Source organism: Candidatus Clostridium helianthi (assembly GCF_045310795.1).
Taxonomy (GTDB): domain Bacteria; phylum Bacillota; class Clostridia; order Clostridiales; family Clostridiaceae; genus Clostridium; species Clostridium helianthi.
On the sequence record NZ_JBJIAB010000001.1, the window covers coordinates 154,437 to 173,483 of the forward strand.

A 19,047-nucleotide genomic window follows, 5' to 3' on the forward strand; every position below is an offset into this window, starting at 1 on the left:
ATAACAATTACCATTTGATACCACACCTTTTTAAGCATGGCATCAAATGCATTTTCTTAGTAAATATATAAACCGTAAAATATATATCCTTACTTTATTCACGGCAAAATATCTGAAACATTTTTGACTTTATTTTATTTCTAATTTTCTATTAAAAGTCCTTTTATTCATCACTTAGTTTCTTTTGGCATTCATCACATACGCCAAAAAACTTTACACTATGGTCTAAAATCTTAAACTTATATTGCTTTTCGATTCCAGATTCTAAATCCTCTAACAAATCATCCTGAACTTCTAAAACCTTATGACAGATATTACAAATAAGATGATGATGTCTGTGCGTTTCATTTGAATGCACTATTTCATATCTACTACATCCATCATTTAGATCTAATCTAGATATTACTCCTAATTCTTCTAGTAAAAGAATAGTTCTATATACTGTTGCTAATCCAATTTCCGGACAACTCTTTTTTACACTATCATATATTTCTTCCGCTGTTAAATGTTGACCTTCATTTTCAATAATAGTATCAACAATTGATCTTCTTTGTGGTGTTAATTTATAACCCTTTTTTTTCAAGTCTTCCTTCAAGGCATTCATATCAATTAAATTTGATGCATCCATACATGACACCTCACTTTTCATATTAAATGAATTAATTTTTCTCTAAATAACATTAAAGAAAATATCATATTACTAGATTGTATACTATTCCTCAATTAAACCATCTTCATTCATAAGAGTTTCATAAGTTTCTAATACCATTTCGAATTCTTCATCGTCATCTTCTAAAGCTATAAATATATCGCTTCCATCCTCATCTTTGAATATCTTAAAAGCATAAGCTTCATCAGTTTCTTCAAATGCAGGAGTTGCAATAATATATTGGCCTTTTAATTTTTCTATTTCAAAGTATATAATAACCTCAAACTTAACATCATTTCCTTCTTGATCAGGTATATATACATATTTTGCTTCTTTATCCATAAATGTATCCCTTCTGTATTTTATTTATGTTGCAATTCACAATGCACATTTCACAATTCACAATCGCGGTTAAAATTCCTGCAATATTTTTAGAATTATGATAATGATTATTTTTGCAATATATATTTATTAATAAAAGCATATTGTATAAGAAATTAATCTTATACATATACTTCTCAAAATTTCCTATTATATCAGATATTTATTTTCTTGAAATCATATCTAAGTATCCTTGAAGTATGTAAGTTGATGCAACTTTATCTACTATCTTCTTTCTCTTATTCCTTGACAAATCAGCTTCAAGCATTGCTTTATGTGCTGCAACAGTAGTTAAACGTTCATCCCAGAATTTCACTTCTACATTAAGTTCTTCTTCTATAATCTTTCCAAAAGCCATCGCAATCTCTCCAGATGGTCCTATTGTTCCGTTCATATTCTTAGGTAATCCAATTACAATAACCTTTGCATCATATTCATCACAAAACTTTTTTATTTCCGCTATATCTTTTTCTTTATTAGTTCTTCTAACTGTAGTCAGTCCTTGAGCAGTGAATCCTAATGGATCACTTACTGCCACTCCTATAGTCTTTGAACCCAAATCTAATCCAAGTATCCTCAAATTACAGCACCTCTCACAACATATAAGCAGCAAGTATCAACCAAACCGTGATATTGCACTTTCTTTCATATACTAAAATTAAAAGTGCCCGTTATAAACGGGCACTCTCTACTTTATCTCTAAATAAGATTTTATAACTTCTTCTAGTATGTCATCTCTTTCGAGTTTTCTTACTAAAGCTCTTGCTCCGTTGTAATTAGTGATGTAAGTAGGGTCTCCTGAAATCAAATATCCAACTAATTGATTTATAGGATTATATCCTTTTTCCTGTAATGAATTATAAACCTCTGTTAATATTGTTTTTGTAAGAGCTTCTTTATTCTTACTTAAATCAAATTGCATTGTATGTTCAATATTATTACTCATAAAATTGCTACTTAAAGCAACTCACCCCCTTAATCATTTTATAAGGAAACGATATCCATATTTATTATTAACTTTATTTTTTAAATTTATTCACTAACTATAATTAGATTATAACCTATTTTTTATAAAAAGTATACTACTTTGCTAAAGTTTCCACTATTTTATATGATTCTTCAATTGCTTCTTGTATCTTTTCTGGCATTTTTCCACCGGCTTGAGCCATGTCTGGTCTTCCGCCGCCTCCACCGCCAAGCATAGAAGATATTTCTTTTATTAATTTTCCACAATGAGCACCTTTAGCTACTGCATCTTTAGTTGCCATAGCACAAATAATAACTTTTCCAGCATTTGCACTCATAAGTAAAACTATGCTATTTGGAGCTTTATCTCTCACTTTTTCACAAACATCTCTTAAAGTATCACTATCAACGTCTTTTAATTCATAAGAAATTACATTTATATCCTTGACGTTTCTTGAAGAAGATACTATATCATCTATTCCCATTGATGCGAATTTAGATTTTAAAACTGTTATTTCTTTATCTTTTTCCTTAAGCTCCTTAACTTGTTGATCAAGTTTAGCTAATAATTCTTTTTCTGAGCATTTAAGCTTAGTTGAAATTTCTTTTAACAAATCTTTCTTTTCATTTACTATCTTATAAGCTTCTTTTCCTATTACAGCCTCAATTCTTCTTGTTCCTGCCGCAATACCACTTTCAGATATAATTTTAAATAAACCAATCTTTCCTGTGTTATCTATATGTGTTCCACCACACAATTCCTTAGAATATTCCCCTGCACTTACAACTCTAACTTTATCAGCATATTTGTCATCAAATATACCTATAGCTCCACTATTTTTTGCTTCTTGAAGATCCATAACTTCTGTAACAACCGGTGTAACGCTTGTAATTGCTTCATTTACTAAATCTTCAACCCTACTTATTTCTTCCTCTGTCATAGCTTCAAAGTGAGAAAAGTCAAATCTAAGTCTATCATAACTTACATATGATCCAGCTTGATGAACATGTGATCCAAGAACCTCAGTTAAAGCTTTATCTAAAAGGTGAGTTGCAGTATGATTTTTCTTGATGTTTTCACGTCTAACTTTATCCACCTCAATAGTAACTGTATCTCCCACTTTAAGTTCTCCTGATACAACTTCAACAAAATGAACTATTTTTCCACCTATGTTCTTTTTAGTATCAAGTACATTAGCCTTAAAACTATCATTAAATATTACACCTGTGTCTCCTATTTGACCACCCATTTCAGCGTATAAAGGAGTAACATTTGTAACTATAATAGCTTTGTTGCCTTCTGTTATAGTATCTGTAAAGTCTTCCCCTTCAATTAACACTTTAACTTCTGCATTTAAAGTATCATTTTCATACCCATCAAAAACAGTTTCAACTTCTGCTGGTATAATATCTAATGTCTTAACATCAGTTCCCATGTAATTAGAAACTTTTCTTGCACTTCTAGCTCTTTCTCTTTGAACTTTCATTTCTTCATGGAAAGCCTCTTCATCCAATGATAAACCTTCATCTTCTAATATTTCTTTTGTAAGTTCCATTGGAAAACCAAATGTATCATATAATTTGAATCCATCTACACCGCTAAGAACTTTTTCATTCTTTGCTTTTAATTCACTTATAAATCCATTCAATATTTCCATTCCTGAATCTAAAGTTTCTCTGAATTTATCTTCTTCTATTTTAATTACTTTTTTAATATATTCTTTCTTACTATTTAATTCTGGATAAGCCTCACTTGAATCTCTTATAACAGTGTCACATAAATTGCAAAGGAATGCTTCTTTAATTCCTAAAGTTTTTCCATGTCTTGCTGCTCTTCTAAGAAGTCTTCTTAAAACGTATCCTCTACCCTCATTAGATGGCATAACATCATCTGAAATCATGAACGTTATTGATCTAATATGGTCAGTTATTAATCTTAAAGATATATCTGTTTTTTGATTTTCTCCATATTTAACATTAGCTAATTTTGCAACTTCATTTAAAATATTTTCTAACGTATCAATTTCAAAAATGCTATTTTTTTCTTGCATTATAGTTGCAAGTCTTTCAAGTCCCATACCTGTATCAATGTTAGTGTTAGCAAGTTTTTCATAATTTCCTTTTCCATCACCATCAAATTGAGTGAAAACAAGGTTCCAGAATTCTATTATTTTATCTTCATCTGCTAATTTAACGAACTCATCAGCGTCAGTTGGTATTTCTTCTGATCTATTAAAATGAATTTCTGTACAAGGACCGCATGGACCTGCACCATGTTCCCAGAAATTATCTTCCTTGCCTAATCTAAATATATGAGTTTTATCTACATCTGTAAGTGTAGTCCAGTATTCATATGCTTCATCATCATCTAAATATATAGTTACATATAATCTATTTTTAGGAAGTTCCAACACTTCTGTGATAAACTCCCAAGCCCAAGGAATTATTTCTTTCTTGAAATAATCTGCAAAAGAAAAGTTTCCAAGCATCTCAAAGAAAGTACCATGTCTACTTGTAATACCTACATTTTCGATATCCCCTGTTCTAATACATTTTTGACAAGTTGTAATTCTTCTCTTTGGTGGCTCTTGTAATCCAGTAAAATAAGGCTTCAATGGAGCCATTCCTGCATTTATTAATAATAAACTTTTATCATTCTTTGGAACCAAAGAAAAACTATTCATTCTTAAATGATCTTTACTTTCAAAAAATTTCAAGTATGCTTCTCTTAAGTCATTGGTTTTCATAAATTTCATAAACTATTCCTCCATTTTTTTAGTTAACAGTTGGCGCCGATATCCATTGAGAATATCTTTTTATTGTTTATACTCTTCTTATGAAGATTTAAGATTTCATAATTATTAGTCATAAGATTTTAATTGTAGAACCACTGCTCTTTTCAAATGTGAAAATATCCTTATTGCAGAAAAGTTCCGTATTGCAGCATAGCTGCTCTTTTTATAGGTGAAAAGTTCTTATTTGCAGCTTAGCTGCTCTTTTTATAGGTGTATAATTTACCAAATAAAAAAAGCTCTCTCCCCAAATAGATATAGGGACGAAAGCTAGAATTCCGCGGTACCACCCTAATTATGTATAATATACTTATACATCACTTAGTAATTTATAGCTCCTAGGTAGCTTCAAAATATATAGCCAAAAGTTTTCACCAACCACTTTTTCTCTGAAATGACTATGATAAATTTACTTATCCTATTCATCGCTTAATATTTAATTATTTCATCAAAATTATATTTCATATAGATAATTATGTCAATATTCAACTTTATTTGTACAACCCTAATACATAAGCTTTTTTATATAGATAAACAATATATAACTTAGACTTATGCAATAACCTGCCGAAAGTAAAAACATTGTTATTTCACAGGACTATGAAAATTTCGCTGAAAGTACTAAATTGCAGGTTGCACCACTAATGCTTGCTCCCAATTTCATTGTGACAAGCATTAGTTGAACAACCTACAATTAAGAGCTTTTAACAGCTCATTTTCAATGCCTGCTGCATAAAAATGTTTCTACTTTCTAATATGGTATTTATTGCAAAGTATAAATCAACTTCTTAAGTTGTTTATCTATACAATCTAAAACAGATAATAATTTATATCATCATATAAAACTTTTATAATGACAGCTATTGGTACTACTAAAACCATCCCAATAAATCCGCCAAATTTATCTCCTATAAGTAATAAAATTATTATAACAAATGGGTGCATCTCTGTGCTATCCCCTGTTATTTTCGGAGATAAAATATCACCCTCAAGCTGTTGAATTATGAACATACCTACAATTACCCAAAATGCCTTTATTGGAGAATCTAAAAGTGCAACTATTATCGCTGGAACTGCACCAAAAATAGGTCCAAAGTAAGGTATTATGTTTAAGATTGCATTTAGTATTGAAATCCATAAAGGGAATTTTACTTTCAATATTAATAATAATATTAAAGTTAATCCGCCTATCAATCCCGAAAGCATCAACTGACTTGCTATATATCTTGTTAACACTCTATCAATATCGCTTAATATTTTTTTAGTAAGCCCTCTTTTAGAAGTTGGTAATAACAGCAGCATTTTACTATATATTTTATTACCATCGCAAAGAAAGTAATAAACCATAATAGGTATAATTGCAAGTGACATTGCGTTATCTCCAATGCTCATTAAATTTTCCACTGCATTTTCTGAAAAATTTGTCCAAAAAGCATTTCCTTTTTCTAAAATTTCATTATAAATTACATTGGTGGTAGAAAAGTCATCCAAGTTATTTTTTTTTAACATCCCTTCTAGCAAGCTGCTTACGTTATCAAATATATTACTTATATTGGATATCTCATTAAATAGCGTAGGAACTATAACAATTATGCATGCAGTTATAATACCTATAATTATTAATATAACTACTATTGAAGATATTTTCTTACTTATTCTAAATTTTGCCTCAAATCCATCCCTAATAGGAGTCAAAGTATAAGCTAAAATAAAAGATGCTACAATAATATTTATTATTGAATTTATTGATTTGTTAAAAATGTAAGCTAATATTAAGCTAATAAAGCATAATAGGGTTATACCTAGAAGAATTGCTTTTTTATGCTTTCTTAATTGCATTGTGCCTATCCATATTATGAGGTAAAGTTTTAAACATAACTCCCTCATTTCCTGTATATAATATATATTCTTCTCCGAGAATGCATCTATTTAAGAGAATAATTTGCTTACCCTTTATCATTTTATCTACTAACCCTGAGCTTATAACTATTGCTTTAATTGAATAATCTTGTATATCTATTATAATATCCTCTAGAACTCCTTTAACATTCCCCAATGTATCAATAACTTCCATATACTTAATCTCTTTAAATGTAAGTCCCTCACCTTTTTTTATATTTTCTATTATTAAATCTTCACCTACATCTATAACATCTTCCATGTCTATATAGTTATTTTTAGAGAACAGATGGCTATTGGATACTTTAAATCCCACAACCTTTCCCCAAAAGAAATCTATGTATAAGTCTTCTACAATACCAATCTTTTTGCCTTTAATGTTATAAACCTTCTTGAAATAGAAGTCTCTAGTTTTAAACATTGTGCACCTCCAAAATAATTTTTAATAGAAAGTCCTTATGTCTGTCTTATATCTATACACTGTAGTATCCCCCTATATTCTCTAAAATAAGTAATATAGTTAACAAACTAAATCTAGTTCATTTGATATGGTCTCCAATAAGAGGAAAATTATTCATATTAATATGCTCAGATGTATAATTTACCATACAATAATTTTGTACTAAATTACAATTTCCATTATACTTTGTGAAGACTTTGCCTCTATGGGGCGGGTTCCTACGAAAATAACAATATTTTCATCATACTTTGTCTTCATGAGCAGTGCTAGAGAACAAAAAAATAGTACCTACTATATTTAGCAAGTACTTAATTCCATTAATCAAAATTTTTGAGATAAAATTTTAATATCCTCTAAATTTGACTGAATCTATTCGAGTTTATATTTACTCCAATCACTTCCACTTATATCTTACTTCTAAGTATTCACCACCTCTGTCGTAGCCTAATATGTTATATCCATTTTTGTTATATCCTTCTTTGTCAAAACCAGCACTATTAAATCCTTTTCTATCATAGCCTTTTTTGTCGTATCCTTCTCTATCATACCCTTCCTCATTATAATATGTCCCATTTCTATGCATTCCTCTTTTATCAAATCCATACTCATCATGCTTTGTGCCATTTTTATGAAACCCTTTAGAATTGAAGCCATGTTCATTATATCTCTTTAATGCCTTGAAGATATCCAAAAAATCACCTTCCAATTTTTTACTTCGAGAACATTATACCAATTATTTCTTCATAAGTTAATACTATTATGTAAAATATAGGCAAATATTTTATTTCTTCTAGCTGTTAATTCATATTCACTTGCATTGTCTATTTATACTGATTTTTAAGTATTATTTCTATCAATTATCAAATCAGAATAATTGCTTAGAAAGTTCTTTTTTGATTCTAAATCGCATAGTCCCCCTCTCGTAAAACGCGAGACTTACGCTGCATCTATAAATCTTTTTACTGGCTGTAATGCTCGTATGCTTCTCGCGCATTGAAATGTTCTGCAACCTCAAAACAAAAAAACTGAGAGCACTTACGCACTCTCAGCCTAAAATATATTTAAATTACAATAACTCTTTAGATTATACTTTCTATTATTCCGCCGCCAACTACTATTTCATCATCGTAAAATACAACTGACTGACCTTTAGTTATCGCTCTTTGTTTTTCCTTAAAGATAACTTTCACTCTACCATTTGGAAGTGGTATCAGCGTCGCTTCTGCTGGTTTTGCAGAATATCTGATTTTCGCTGTAACTTCTATTTCTTTTTCTAGTTTATCAAAAGGAATAAAATTCACATCAGTTGCAATTAATTCTGTTTTGAAGATATCATCTTCAGACCCCAGTACAACTTCATTGGTTTTAGCATTTATATTTGTTACAAATACTGGCCTTCCAAGTGAAAGTCCAAGTCCTTTTCTTTGTCCAATAGTGTAATATACAATTCCTTTATGCTTACCTAGTATATTACCACTCTTATCGACAAAGTTACCTGGTTTAACCCTATCTGGTTCTGCTTCTGAAATATATTTCCCATGATTATTATCAGAAATGAAACATATTTCTTCACTATCCTTTTTATTATGAACAGCAAGACCAATTTCTTTCGCTATTTCTCTTATTTTTGTCTTTTCATAATCTCCGCAAGGCATTAATGTATGTTCTAACTGATCTTGAGTAAAATTATATAAAGCATACGTTTGATCTTTTCTATCATCATCAGATCTGATTAAAAGATATCTATCATCTCGCTTTTCAATTTTAGCATAATGACCAGTAGCAACATAATCTGCCCCTATACCTCTTGCTCTTCTTAAAAGTTCATCGAACTTTAAATGTTTATTACATTCAATACAAGGGTTTGGAGTTTTTCCGTCTATGTATTCTTGAACAAATTTATCAATAACTTTTTCCTTAAAATAATCTCTAAAATTTAAAACATAAAATGGTATATCAAGTTTGTCGCATACTCTTCTTGCATCATCAACAGCAGAAAGGGAGCAGCAGCCCCCTTCCCTTTCTTCAAATTCCTCATCGTGCTGCCAAATTTGCATTGTAGCACCAATGACGTCATATCCCTGCTGTTTTAATAAATATGCAGCAACAGAACTATCTACACCACCACTCATACCTACTAAAACTTTTTTCTTCATAAATTCACCTATTACTCTTCTCCATGTACAGCAGCATGTAGATCTTCGTCACTATGTTCTTCCATAGGTATTACTTCTAATCCATTTTTTGCTCTGTAATCATTTATAGCTTTATGAATTGCTTCTTCTGCAAGAACTGAACAGTGCATTTTCACTGGTGGAAGACCATCTAAAGCTTCTGCAACTGCTTTATTTGTTAATTCCCAAGCTTCATCTAATGTTTTCCCTTTAATTAATTCTGTAGCCATTGATGATGATGCAATAGCTGATCCACATCCAAAAGTCTTAAACTTAACATCTTTAATGATATTATCTTCAACCTTTAAATAGATTTTCATTATGTCTCCACATTTAGCGTTTCCAACTTCACCTACACCATTTGCATCTACTATTTCTCCAACGTTTCTTGGATTTTGGAAATGTTCCATTACTTTTTCACTGTATATCATATTAATTTTCCCCTTTCTTTAAAAAGTCATCCCATAATGGTGACATATTTCTTAATCTTTCAATAATTGGTGGTACAACTTCAAGAACATAATCTACATCTTCTTCTGTTGAACCTTCACCCATACTAAGTCTTAATGATCCGTGAGCAATTTCATGAGGAAGCCCAATTGCAAGTAACACATGTGATGGATCTAAAGAACCTGAAGTACAAGCACTACCGCTTGATGCACAAACCCCTTTAAAATCTAATGATAATAAAATCGATTCACCTTCAATAAATCTAAAACATACATTAACATTTCCAGGAAGTCTCTTATCTCCTCTTGGTCCATTTAATTTGGTGTATGGAACTTCAAGTAAACCAGCTATTAATTTTTCTCTTAACGCAGTTAATCTTTTCATATGCTCTTCTAAATTATTAGTAGCAAGTTCAAGAGCTTTACCAAGTCCAACAATAGAAGCAATATTTTCTGTACCTGCTCTTCTATTCTTTTCTTGAGCTCCACCGTGAATTAAATTATCAATTTTAATTCCCTTCTTTATATAAAGAACTCCAATACCTTTTGGTCCATAAATCTTATGACCTGCAAGTGATAACATATCTATATTCATTTCTTTAACATCAACAGGAACATTTCCAACAGCCTGAACTGCATCTGTATGGAAGAAAACTTTCTTTTCTCTACAGATTTCTCCAATTTCTTTTATAGGTTGAATTGTTCCTATTTCATTATTAGCAAACATAATACTTACTAAAATTGTCTTATCAGTTATAGCATTTCTTAAGTCATCTAAATTTATGAAACCTTCTTCATCAACATCTAAATATGTAACATCAAAGCCATTCTTCTCTAAGTATTCACAAGTATGAAGAACTGCATGATGCTCAATCTTAGTTGTTATTATATGATTTCCTTTATTCTTATGAGCTGATGCAATACCTTTTATAGCCCAGTTATCAGCCTCTGATCCGCCACCTGTAAAATACACTTCATCAGGTAAACAGTTTAACGCCTCTGCTATCTGTTCTCTTGCCTTATCTATAGCTCTTTTTGTTTCTCTTGATATTCCATAAAATGAAGATGGGTTACCAAACTTTTCAGTAAAATAAGGAAGCATTTCTTCTAATACTTCTGGCTTTACATAAGTTGTAGCTGAATAATCCATATATACGTTCTTCATAATCATTCACTCCTATCCACTATCTTAATATTATTCTTATTATTTTTAATTGTCTCATAATCATCAAGTATATCTTGTAATGTAATTGAGTTCATAACATCGTCTATGCTTCTTTTGATCTTCTCCCAAACTGCTTTGGTTGCACAGCAATCCGAGCTATCGCACTCAACACCATCAATACAATCTGCTATCTCAACCGGCCCTTCAAGAATAGTCATAATATCGCCAACCGTTATGTCTTTTGGCGGTTTACATAGAACATATCCACCTTGAGCACCTCTTATACTTCTAATCATATTAGCACGTCTAAGCGGGCTAAATAACTGTTCTAAATAGTATTCCGAAAGATTTTCTCTCTTTGATATAGTTTTTATTGAAACTGGGGCACCACCATAATTAGATGCTAAGTCAACCATAGCTCTAACTCCATATCTTCCTTTAGTTGAAAGTTTCATTATTTCTTCACCCCTTTTCGTTTTTTGTTGATATTTCTTTGTTTTTCTAGTATTATAAAAGATATATTAAATTCGCTTATATCTTACCAAAATACTCGGCTTTTGTCAAACGATAATTGCTATTATTTTTTTATTTCTGCCCAGTATTTCCTCAAACTCTCTTCATATTTATTATTTTGTTCATTATAATAAATCTTTCCAAGCAGTTCTTGCGGTAAATAACTCTGTTTTACATAATGATTAGGATAATCATGAGGATATTTATAGCCACCAACACCAAGGTTTGCTGCTCCAGAGTAATGAGCATCCTTTAAATGCATTGGAACATCTCCAAAATTCATGTTTTCTAGATCACTCATAGCAGAATCTATAGCTAAGTATGCACTATTAGATTTAGGAAGCGTTGCTAAATATACAACTATTTCTGAAAGAATTATTCTTGCCTCTGGAAGTCCAACCTTTAACGAAAGTTCTATTCCTGAATTAACAACAGATAATGCATTTGGAAATGCAAGACCAATGTCTTCTGCTGCAATAACAGATATTCTTCTAATTATAGCAGTTAAATTTCCTCCTTTAATCAATCTAGCTAGATAGTGCACTGCTGCATTAGGATCACTGCCCCTTATACTTTTTTGAAGAGCACTTAATAAATTGTAAAATTCATCTCCACTAGAATCAGCCCGCATACTTGATTGGCCTAGACTTTCAATATATTCGCTCGAAATAACTCTAACCTGCTTAACCTGAGAGTTTACAGCCAGCTCTAATATATTATAAGCTTTTCTATAATCACCTTGAGAGATTTCCCCTATATACTCCAGCGCCTCATCTGAATATTCTATTTCTATCCCTTCATCTATAAGCTTTTGTATAGACCTCTTAAGACCAACTATTATGTCACCTGTATTTAAAGGTTTAAAAGAGAATATATTACATCTGCTTATTATTGCTTTGTGTATAACAAAATATGGATTTTCAGTTGTACTTGCAATCAAAGTTATTCTTCCATCTTCTATAAATTCTAACAATGCCTGCTGCTGCTTTTTGTTAAAATGTTGAAGCTCATCTATATATAAAACAACTCCATTATAATTTAATAAGCTATCTATATTATTTGTTATGTCCTGAATATCCTTAACCGATGCAACCGTTGCATTTAATTTATAAAATTTCTTATCTACATAATTAGCCATTATATTCGCTAAAGTTGTTTTTCCCGTTCCTGGTGGTCCGTAAAATATGCAATTACATATGTTTTTTCCAGATATCAAGTTATATAATGGCTTTCCTTGCCCTAATATATGCTGCTGTCCTACAAAATCTTCTATTTTATTAGGTCTCATTAAATCTGCTAATGGTCTCACCTTTTCCACTCCTTTCTGCAATTATCGTTTTAAGACGTAATCAAAAATAATAATAACTCTCACTTTAATCATTTGCTCTCAGAGTAAAATCCCAGGCGATTACTGAGTAGGATACTTTTTATAGATCTGACTTTTTAATCCCTGCAATAAAAATCTGAAAGACTAATATATTTCTTTTTTATTCTCTCTAAGAATTCAACACTCATAATCAGTATCTTTCATAATTTACACTATCAAGGAGTACAACGTCACAAATTTGACTTTAATATAAATTTCTCAAGAATAAAAAACTCTCAGCATATGCGCCAGGTTATTGATTCACTAAAAGCTTAAGATTTCTAATTTTCTATTTGGCAACATACATATCTTAGCAAGCCCACTCACATTACTACATTACTTATGCCTAACCCAAAATCTTCTTTGTAATTTTGGACTTATCTTTTTCTTTAATGCGTCTTAACTTATATATGTTTTACAATTCACAATTCACAATTCTCAATTCTCAATTCACAATTCTCAATGCACAATTACGTCTAAAATTCTTATAATATTTTTAGAATTATGATGAAGATTTATTTTTACAATATATATAACAAACTTTATTTTATATAGAATAAGGCACATGAAAATAAGTAACAAGTCTAAAGTTGCCATGGATATTTTTCATCAAGCAAGGAGACAAATCGCCCTCATAGCGGGCCTATTAGGTCAATTTGCCGACGTAGTATAATGGAAAATATCCTGGCAAATCGACTTGTTATTTATTGGATTGTGCCTAACACTTTCCCCAATATTTCTCTTCGCTAGAAATAAAAATAGCGACAAGTAATATTATAGCAGATATAAAAAAATAAGAAAGCAAACATAATAAATTATAGAATGTAAAATTTTTTCCCTTATCTTTATTATAATTATAAAAAATATCCCCCGCTAAACTATTAATTTAGCAAGGGATAATATTTTTATCTATTTGTTATTTTATTGTATTTACTGAAGTTACATATCCAACTTGTCCATTTCTATATACACGAGCAGTAGAATATACTATTGAATTTACCGGAACAGTATACTCGCCATTGTTATACTCTATATCTTTATCTGTTCCATCTGCATTAGTAACTAATATATCTTGTGTAACATAATCGTTTCCTGTTTTGCTGTTGTCAACTTTCTCATTAAATTTAACTTTAAAACTAATTTTTCCATCTGTAGATTCTTCATTAGCTTTATTTATAGTAACCTTTGCATAAGCTGCATACTTGCTGTTAATATCCTCTTGGAATGCACTATCATCCTCGATTTCAGTTAAATCTGTTGGAACTTTTGTTATTGTTTTTATTTTATCAGGAGACATAGCCACTCCTTCAACAGTTACTTTTACTCCTGCAATAGCTCCTACTGTTAATGGTTCTATACTCATTTCAGTATCAGCACCTAAATTGGCAGTTATAATTTTTCCTGTTCCTGTAACAGTTGTAGGTGCATTAACATTTAAATTAGCTACTGCCGCTCCAGATCCAACATTGAATTTGGCTCCTACAGCTGTTCCCTTAATTAAAACAGTTCCTACTGATCCACTTTGTAAGTCTATAGATGCTCCTGCATTTTCAACTATTATGTTGCTAATTGCTCCAGCTATAACTACAGGCGATGATGTTTTTATTGAAGCATTTTTTATGCTTGCACTATTTCCTTCTACAACAATATGAGCACCATTAGTTTTATCAAGAACATTAAGATCTTTAATAGAAGAACTTCCTTTAACATGCAATGAATTATTACCTACATTAGATACATCAACGCCATTTACTGACACATTATCTAAATTTACAGTACCATCACCAAAATCAATAGCTAGATCTCCATTAATTTTTAAATTTTGTAAAGTTATTACCCCATCCGCTTGTGCAGATGCATTAATTGATATATTTCCATTTATTGTAGTAGTATTAGATGCACTACTTCCACCAAATGTTCCGGTAGTAGTAGATATTGTATAACTTCCAGTATGAGTACCTCCATCATTTAAATCTGATAGATATGATGATGATGATCCACCACCGCCACCATGGTGATGCCCTGAATCTGTGTCTACCACATCAGTTGGATTTTGCGAGCCTTGTGTTACAGCACTTCCATTACCATTAAATATTTTATCTGTAGTTGGTATTTTCTCTCCTGTAGCTGCTCCAGTGCTATCAAAAGTATATGTTGTTCCATTGATAGTAACACTTCCTGTTGCCATCGCACCATTTGCTGCAAAATAATAAACTTTTCCATCAACCTTAACTACACCTGTTTGCATTGCCCCTGATGATGATGCAAAATACCATGCGCCTCCATCATTTATCCAACCTGTTTTCATTGCTCCTGATGATTGCAAGTAATACCAAGTACCTCCATCATTTACCCAGCCTGTCTTCATTGCTCCTGATGATTGTAAATAATACCAAGTGCCTCCGTTATTTATCCAACCTGTCTTCATTTCTCCTGATGGTTGCATATAGTACCATGTACCTCCATCATTTACCCAACCTGATTTCATATATCCTGTCGAATCAAAATAATACCAGCTTCCATTTATAGATCTCCAGCCTGTAGAATATGAATCCCCTTCAGTATTCCACCAACCATTAGAATCTTGTTTCCATGCTGCTGATGCTCCTATTGGAGATAAAGCTGTTAACGTTAGTGTTGCCACTGTAACTGCAATTAATTTTTTTAATCTTGAACTCTTCATTACTATATTATCCTCCTTAATACTCTTCCTTTTTTAGTTATCAACTTATAAAATTTATTATTCAAAAATTATCTTTACTTAAATAAATAGTAAACATTTTACTTAATCAAATACTTCTTTGTTGGAATAAGCATAAGCAAACCCATAACAAGTGCCACAGCCCCATATTCAGCTAGTACCATTAAACTATGTCTAACTATAGTATAAACAGTGTCTTTGATATAAACTGGACTAATATTAATATTTTCATAAATTTTTAGGAAGTAAACACTAGATGCTACAGCAACCAATATTAACCCAGCAAACAAAAATGCCATCCCTATGTATTTTAAACTAGAGTTTAACCCCTTAGCATTTATCTTTATTAATATAGCCATAATGAATATAGGTATCATAATAAATAACCAAAATAATCTATAAATTATTGATGTTACTTTAGCCAGTTTTTGAAACTTACTTGATTCTAAAACTTTATTGAAGTTCATTTTTTCAACTTCTTGATCGATACTTTTGCTTGCTTCATCCAACAATTTATTCTTTATGTTGTCTAGTTGAGTTTTAACACCTTTATTATCTTGTTTAGCACTTATAGAATCCTGATTTTCATTCTTTGATGACGTTGCATCTTTAGAACTTCCACCATTACTATCTTGTGCATTCACTTTACTATTACCATTACTATCCGCATTTGTTGTTGCCTCAGAGTTATTTTCACCCGAGCCATAATCATCAATTGTTATTCCATAACCAGCTAATATCTTTAAAGCTTGCTCTTCCGTTATGCCTTTTTTTGTTGCCTTCTCTATCGCTTCTTCTTCAGTTAATCCTTTTTCTTTTAATATTTCTCTTACCTTAGCTTCTGCTTCGCTTTTGCTCATTAGCTTCTCTACTTCTAAAGTATCTTGTCCATCTCTTGTTGTTTTCTTAAGATAATTCATTTCATTACCTTTTAAGCTACTTTTAGTATATGCCATATTTTTAACATAAAAATTACTATTAAAAGACAAATCGCCATTAGACGGCTTTAACATTCCATTTATAACAGTATCTAACATATCAGACACTCTTTGCTTATAAATAGATGTATCTGGGGGAGTAATATTATTTTCACCTGTTTTTAAATATTCTAAAACTCCATAAACCGCATTATTCGTTTCTCTTTTTATATCCTCATCTGTTATTATTGATTTTTTTATGTCAAAATTGATATTTTTAGAACTTAAAAGATTATCTATTTTTTTATAAATGGAGTCTTTAACTTCTGCATAAACGCCACTTTTATCAAATATGCTTAAATAAGTAGATTCATTTAAAATTACATACTTTAGAAATATAGACACAATAGCAAATACTATGCTAAATACTAATAATACTTCAACAGTTTTTAGCAAATTAGTTTTCATTATTATTTAACTACTGATTTAAAAAGCTTTGCATACCCAGTCAACTCAGAGGCATTGTTATAAAGAAAGTCACTAATTTTATATGCATCCCCTGAATCAAGTTGAAGAATTACTTTACTATCTTTCATAATTGACATAGATATATTTCCATTAATATTTTTTCCAAATAATACATCTAAATCAGGATTCTTTTCATTTACTAAATCCTTGATATCACCTTCAAGTTCATATTTACCATGCTTACCATCTTTATCAGTTACTGTTTGTCCATTTTCTATATCTCTAAATCTATCTGCTACACTTCTAACTTCTTCTACTAATTTATTAATATCGTCTTTGCTGAAATTATCAACAATAACTCCTGCATTCTCTATAAGAGATTTAGATTTATTCTCAAAAATCAAGTCTAATGCTTTATTTAACTTAGGATAATTTACTTCATCCCCTTCATATTTGCTGATTATTGTTTTAAGATTTTCGATATTAATAATATCCTCAACCTTTGTGTTTCCATTAACATCGTAAGCTAATGGACTTTTATTTGATATAAACATACCGATCATATCATTTTCAACTTTTTCCTTACTAGGTCTCTCAGCCGCGAATGCCCCTATTGAAGTGGATGTAGCTACTACTAATCCAAGTGCTCCCATTGATAATAATTTTTTCATTTTCATTCTTATTTTTCCCCTTTCAATATTTTAACTATATTCTCTTCCATATAACAGTATACATATTCTATAATATATCATTTATGGGCTAATCACAATATTTTTTCCATGATATCCACTTATATGAATAGTTTTTCATTTAAAAATTACTATTTATTTCAATTTTCTTATTTTATATATTAATTACCCTTCCATCATTTATAATAATTTGAAATTTACATGTTTAAATGGTAAATTATATATATGTATATTTCAAACTTCACATAGTTATACATATGTAATAGAATCGAATACGCTATTGTGAATTTTGAGCATAACTAATTAAGTATTTTGAGGAGTGTTAAAATGAAAAATCTTAAATTAAAAAACTTAGTTTTTGCGGCTGCAATAGCCCTTATAGCTACTGCTACTATTATAATGCCAACAAAAGCATCAGCTGCTTGGAGACAAGCCGATAATGGTAGCTGGAGCTACAGTGATGGAGATGCTACGGTATCTGGTTGGAAATCAATAGATGGGAAATGGTATTTTTTCGATTCAAGTTCTGTAATGAAAACAGGTTGGGTTAATGATGGTGGTAAATGGTATTACTTAGCCTCATCTGGTGAAATGAAAACTGGTTGGATCAGCGATGGCGGTAAATGGTATTATACTACCCCTTCTGGAGATATGCAGACTGGATGGCTTTTAAACAATGGAACTTGGTACTATTTAAACCAATCTGGCGATATGAAAACTGGCTTACTTGAGTTAAACGGTAAAACTTATTATTTAAGTGACTCTGGAGCAATGAAAACTGGAACTATAACTATTAACGGCGTAAGTTATACTTTTGGTCAAAATGGCGAAAAAGTAACTGCATCTACAGCAAATCAAAATACTACTACGGGTACTACTAATACAGCAACATCTACTTCATCAGGAGGTTCTGGTGGATCAGGTGGTAGTTCATCTGGTAATTCTGGATCAAAGGATGATACCGATTCGTCATATGAAGATTTATATAGAACTTGGACTGTTGGGGACGTTGTATATAAAGGGACTAAATTAGATGATGAAACAATAGCTTTATGTGAAGGAAAAAGTATAACTATTGACAGTAATTCAATAACTTTCAATGACTATAATACAACTGTTCCCGTTCCATCAATAAAAAAAGAACCTATGACTTCTTCTGATTTCTACAAAAAATATAAGATAAAAGTCTCTGGAGATAAAGTAACATCCTATTCTGCCACTATAAAAGTTGAATTATTAAAAAGAAGTGCATCTGTAACTGTCTATATTGCCGACGGACAAGCATATGCTCTATTGGGCGGGGCTCTTTTTGAATTAAATTAAAAGAAATAAACCTTTGGATAACGTAACATCCAAAGGTTTATTTTATATACATGTTTCAATTCACAATGCTCAGTTCACATTTCACAATTCACAATCACAATGCACATTTCACAATTACGGCTAAAATTTTCCCAA

At 30.8% G+C, this 19,047-nt stretch carries 17 protein-coding genes and 1 other annotated feature; of the genes, 1 reads left to right on the forward strand and 16 read right to left on the reverse strand.

Going from position 1 to position 19,047, the window contains the following annotated elements:
• Positions 1 to 163: 163 nt before the first annotated feature.
• The 16 genes from ACJDTP_RS00675 to ACJDTP_RS00750 all read right to left on the reverse strand — a co-directional run bounded on the left by ACJDTP_RS00675 (position 164) and on the right by ACJDTP_RS00750 (position 17,577).
• Positions 164 to 628, reverse strand: a complete 465-nt coding sequence (locus ACJDTP_RS00675) for a Fur family transcriptional regulator (protein ID WP_077839699.1) — start codon at positions 626 to 628, stop codon at positions 164 to 166.
• 84 nt (positions 629 to 712) lie between these two features.
• Positions 713 to 991 (reverse strand): DUF1292 domain-containing protein, encoded by a 279-nt coding sequence (locus ACJDTP_RS00680; RefSeq protein ID WP_011968447.1) that lies wholly within the window; start codon positions 989 to 991, stop codon positions 713 to 715.
• A gap of 202 nt (positions 992 to 1,193) precedes the next feature.
• Positions 1,194 to 1,610, reverse strand: coding sequence for a Holliday junction resolvase RuvX (ruvX, locus tag ACJDTP_RS00685; RefSeq protein ID WP_103698094.1), 417 nt, complete (start codon positions 1,608 to 1,610; stop codon positions 1,194 to 1,196).
• Between the two features lie 108 nt (positions 1,611 to 1,718).
• Positions 1,719 to 1,976 carry an IreB family regulatory phosphoprotein gene (locus ACJDTP_RS00690; protein ID WP_008424959.1) on the reverse strand — a complete coding sequence of 86 codons (258 nt, stop codon included), beginning with the start codon at positions 1,974 to 1,976 and terminating at the stop codon, positions 1,719 to 1,721.
• 136 nt (positions 1,977 to 2,112) lie between these two features.
• Entirely contained in the window at positions 2,113 to 4,752 is a 2,640-nt protein-coding gene (gene alaS / locus ACJDTP_RS00695; RefSeq protein ID WP_406760201.1) for an alanine--tRNA ligase, read from the reverse strand.
• A 292-nt stretch (positions 4,753 to 5,044) separates the two neighbouring features.
• Positions 5,045 to 5,223 (reverse strand) — a binding site (T-box leader).
• A gap of 375 nt (positions 5,224 to 5,598) precedes the next feature.
• Positions 5,599 to 6,627, reverse strand: a complete 1,029-nt coding sequence (locus tag ACJDTP_RS00700) for an AI-2E family transporter (RefSeq protein WP_406760202.1) — start codon at positions 6,625 to 6,627, stop codon at positions 5,599 to 5,601.
• Positions 6,608 to 7,108, reverse strand: coding sequence for a PRC-barrel domain-containing protein (locus ACJDTP_RS00705; protein WP_103698091.1), 501 nt, complete (start codon positions 7,106 to 7,108; stop codon positions 6,608 to 6,610). Before ACJDTP_RS00705 ends, ACJDTP_RS00700 begins: the two co-directional genes overlap by 20 nt.
• A gap of 433 nt (positions 7,109 to 7,541) precedes the next feature.
• Positions 7,542 to 7,838, reverse strand: coding sequence for a hypothetical protein (locus ACJDTP_RS00710; RefSeq protein WP_406760203.1), 297 nt, complete (start codon positions 7,836 to 7,838; stop codon positions 7,542 to 7,544).
• Between the two features lie 388 nt (positions 7,839 to 8,226).
• Entirely contained in the window at positions 8,227 to 9,303 is a 1,077-nt protein-coding gene (gene mnmA / locus ACJDTP_RS00715) for a tRNA 2-thiouridine(34) synthase MnmA (RefSeq protein WP_406760204.1), read from the reverse strand.
• 11 nt (positions 9,304 to 9,314) lie between these two features.
• Positions 9,315 to 9,752, reverse strand: a complete 438-nt coding sequence (gene nifU / locus ACJDTP_RS00720) for a Fe-S cluster assembly scaffold protein NifU (protein WP_011968440.1) — start codon at positions 9,750 to 9,752, stop codon at positions 9,315 to 9,317.
• A 1-nt stretch (position 9,753) separates the two neighbouring features.
• Positions 9,754 to 10,935, reverse strand: coding sequence for a cysteine desulfurase NifS (gene nifS, locus ACJDTP_RS00725; protein ID WP_039772333.1), 1,182 nt, complete (start codon positions 10,933 to 10,935; stop codon positions 9,754 to 9,756).
• A 2-nt stretch (positions 10,936 to 10,937) separates the two neighbouring features.
• On the reverse strand, positions 10,938 to 11,390 hold the full coding sequence (locus ACJDTP_RS00730) for an RrF2 family transcriptional regulator (protein WP_039772335.1): 453 nt from the start codon (positions 11,388 to 11,390) through the stop codon (positions 10,938 to 10,940).
• A 122-nt stretch (positions 11,391 to 11,512) separates the two neighbouring features.
• Positions 11,513 to 12,757, reverse strand: a complete 1,245-nt coding sequence (locus ACJDTP_RS00735; RefSeq protein WP_406760205.1) for a replication-associated recombination protein A — start codon at positions 12,755 to 12,757, stop codon at positions 11,513 to 11,515.
• Positions 12,758 to 13,730: 973 nt separating this feature from the next.
• On the reverse strand, positions 13,731 to 15,497 hold the full coding sequence (locus tag ACJDTP_RS00740; protein ID WP_406760206.1) for a hypothetical protein: 1,767 nt from the start codon (positions 15,495 to 15,497) through the stop codon (positions 13,731 to 13,733).
• A 98-nt stretch (positions 15,498 to 15,595) separates the two neighbouring features.
• Positions 15,596 to 16,900, reverse strand: coding sequence for a hypothetical protein (locus ACJDTP_RS00745; RefSeq protein WP_406760207.1), 1,305 nt, complete (start codon positions 16,898 to 16,900; stop codon positions 15,596 to 15,598).
• Between the two features lie 2 nt (positions 16,901 to 16,902).
• On the reverse strand, positions 16,903 to 17,577 hold the full coding sequence (locus ACJDTP_RS00750) for a hypothetical protein (RefSeq protein WP_406760208.1): 675 nt from the start codon (positions 17,575 to 17,577) through the stop codon (positions 16,903 to 16,905).
• Between the two features lie 339 nt (positions 17,578 to 17,916).
• Between ACJDTP_RS00750 and ACJDTP_RS00755 the strand changes: the two genes are divergently transcribed.
• On the forward strand, positions 17,917 to 18,912 hold the full coding sequence (locus ACJDTP_RS00755) for a PspC-like choline-binding domain-containing protein (protein ID WP_406760209.1): 996 nt from the start codon (positions 17,917 to 17,919) through the stop codon (positions 18,910 to 18,912).
• Positions 18,913 to 19,047: the final 135 nt, after the last annotated feature.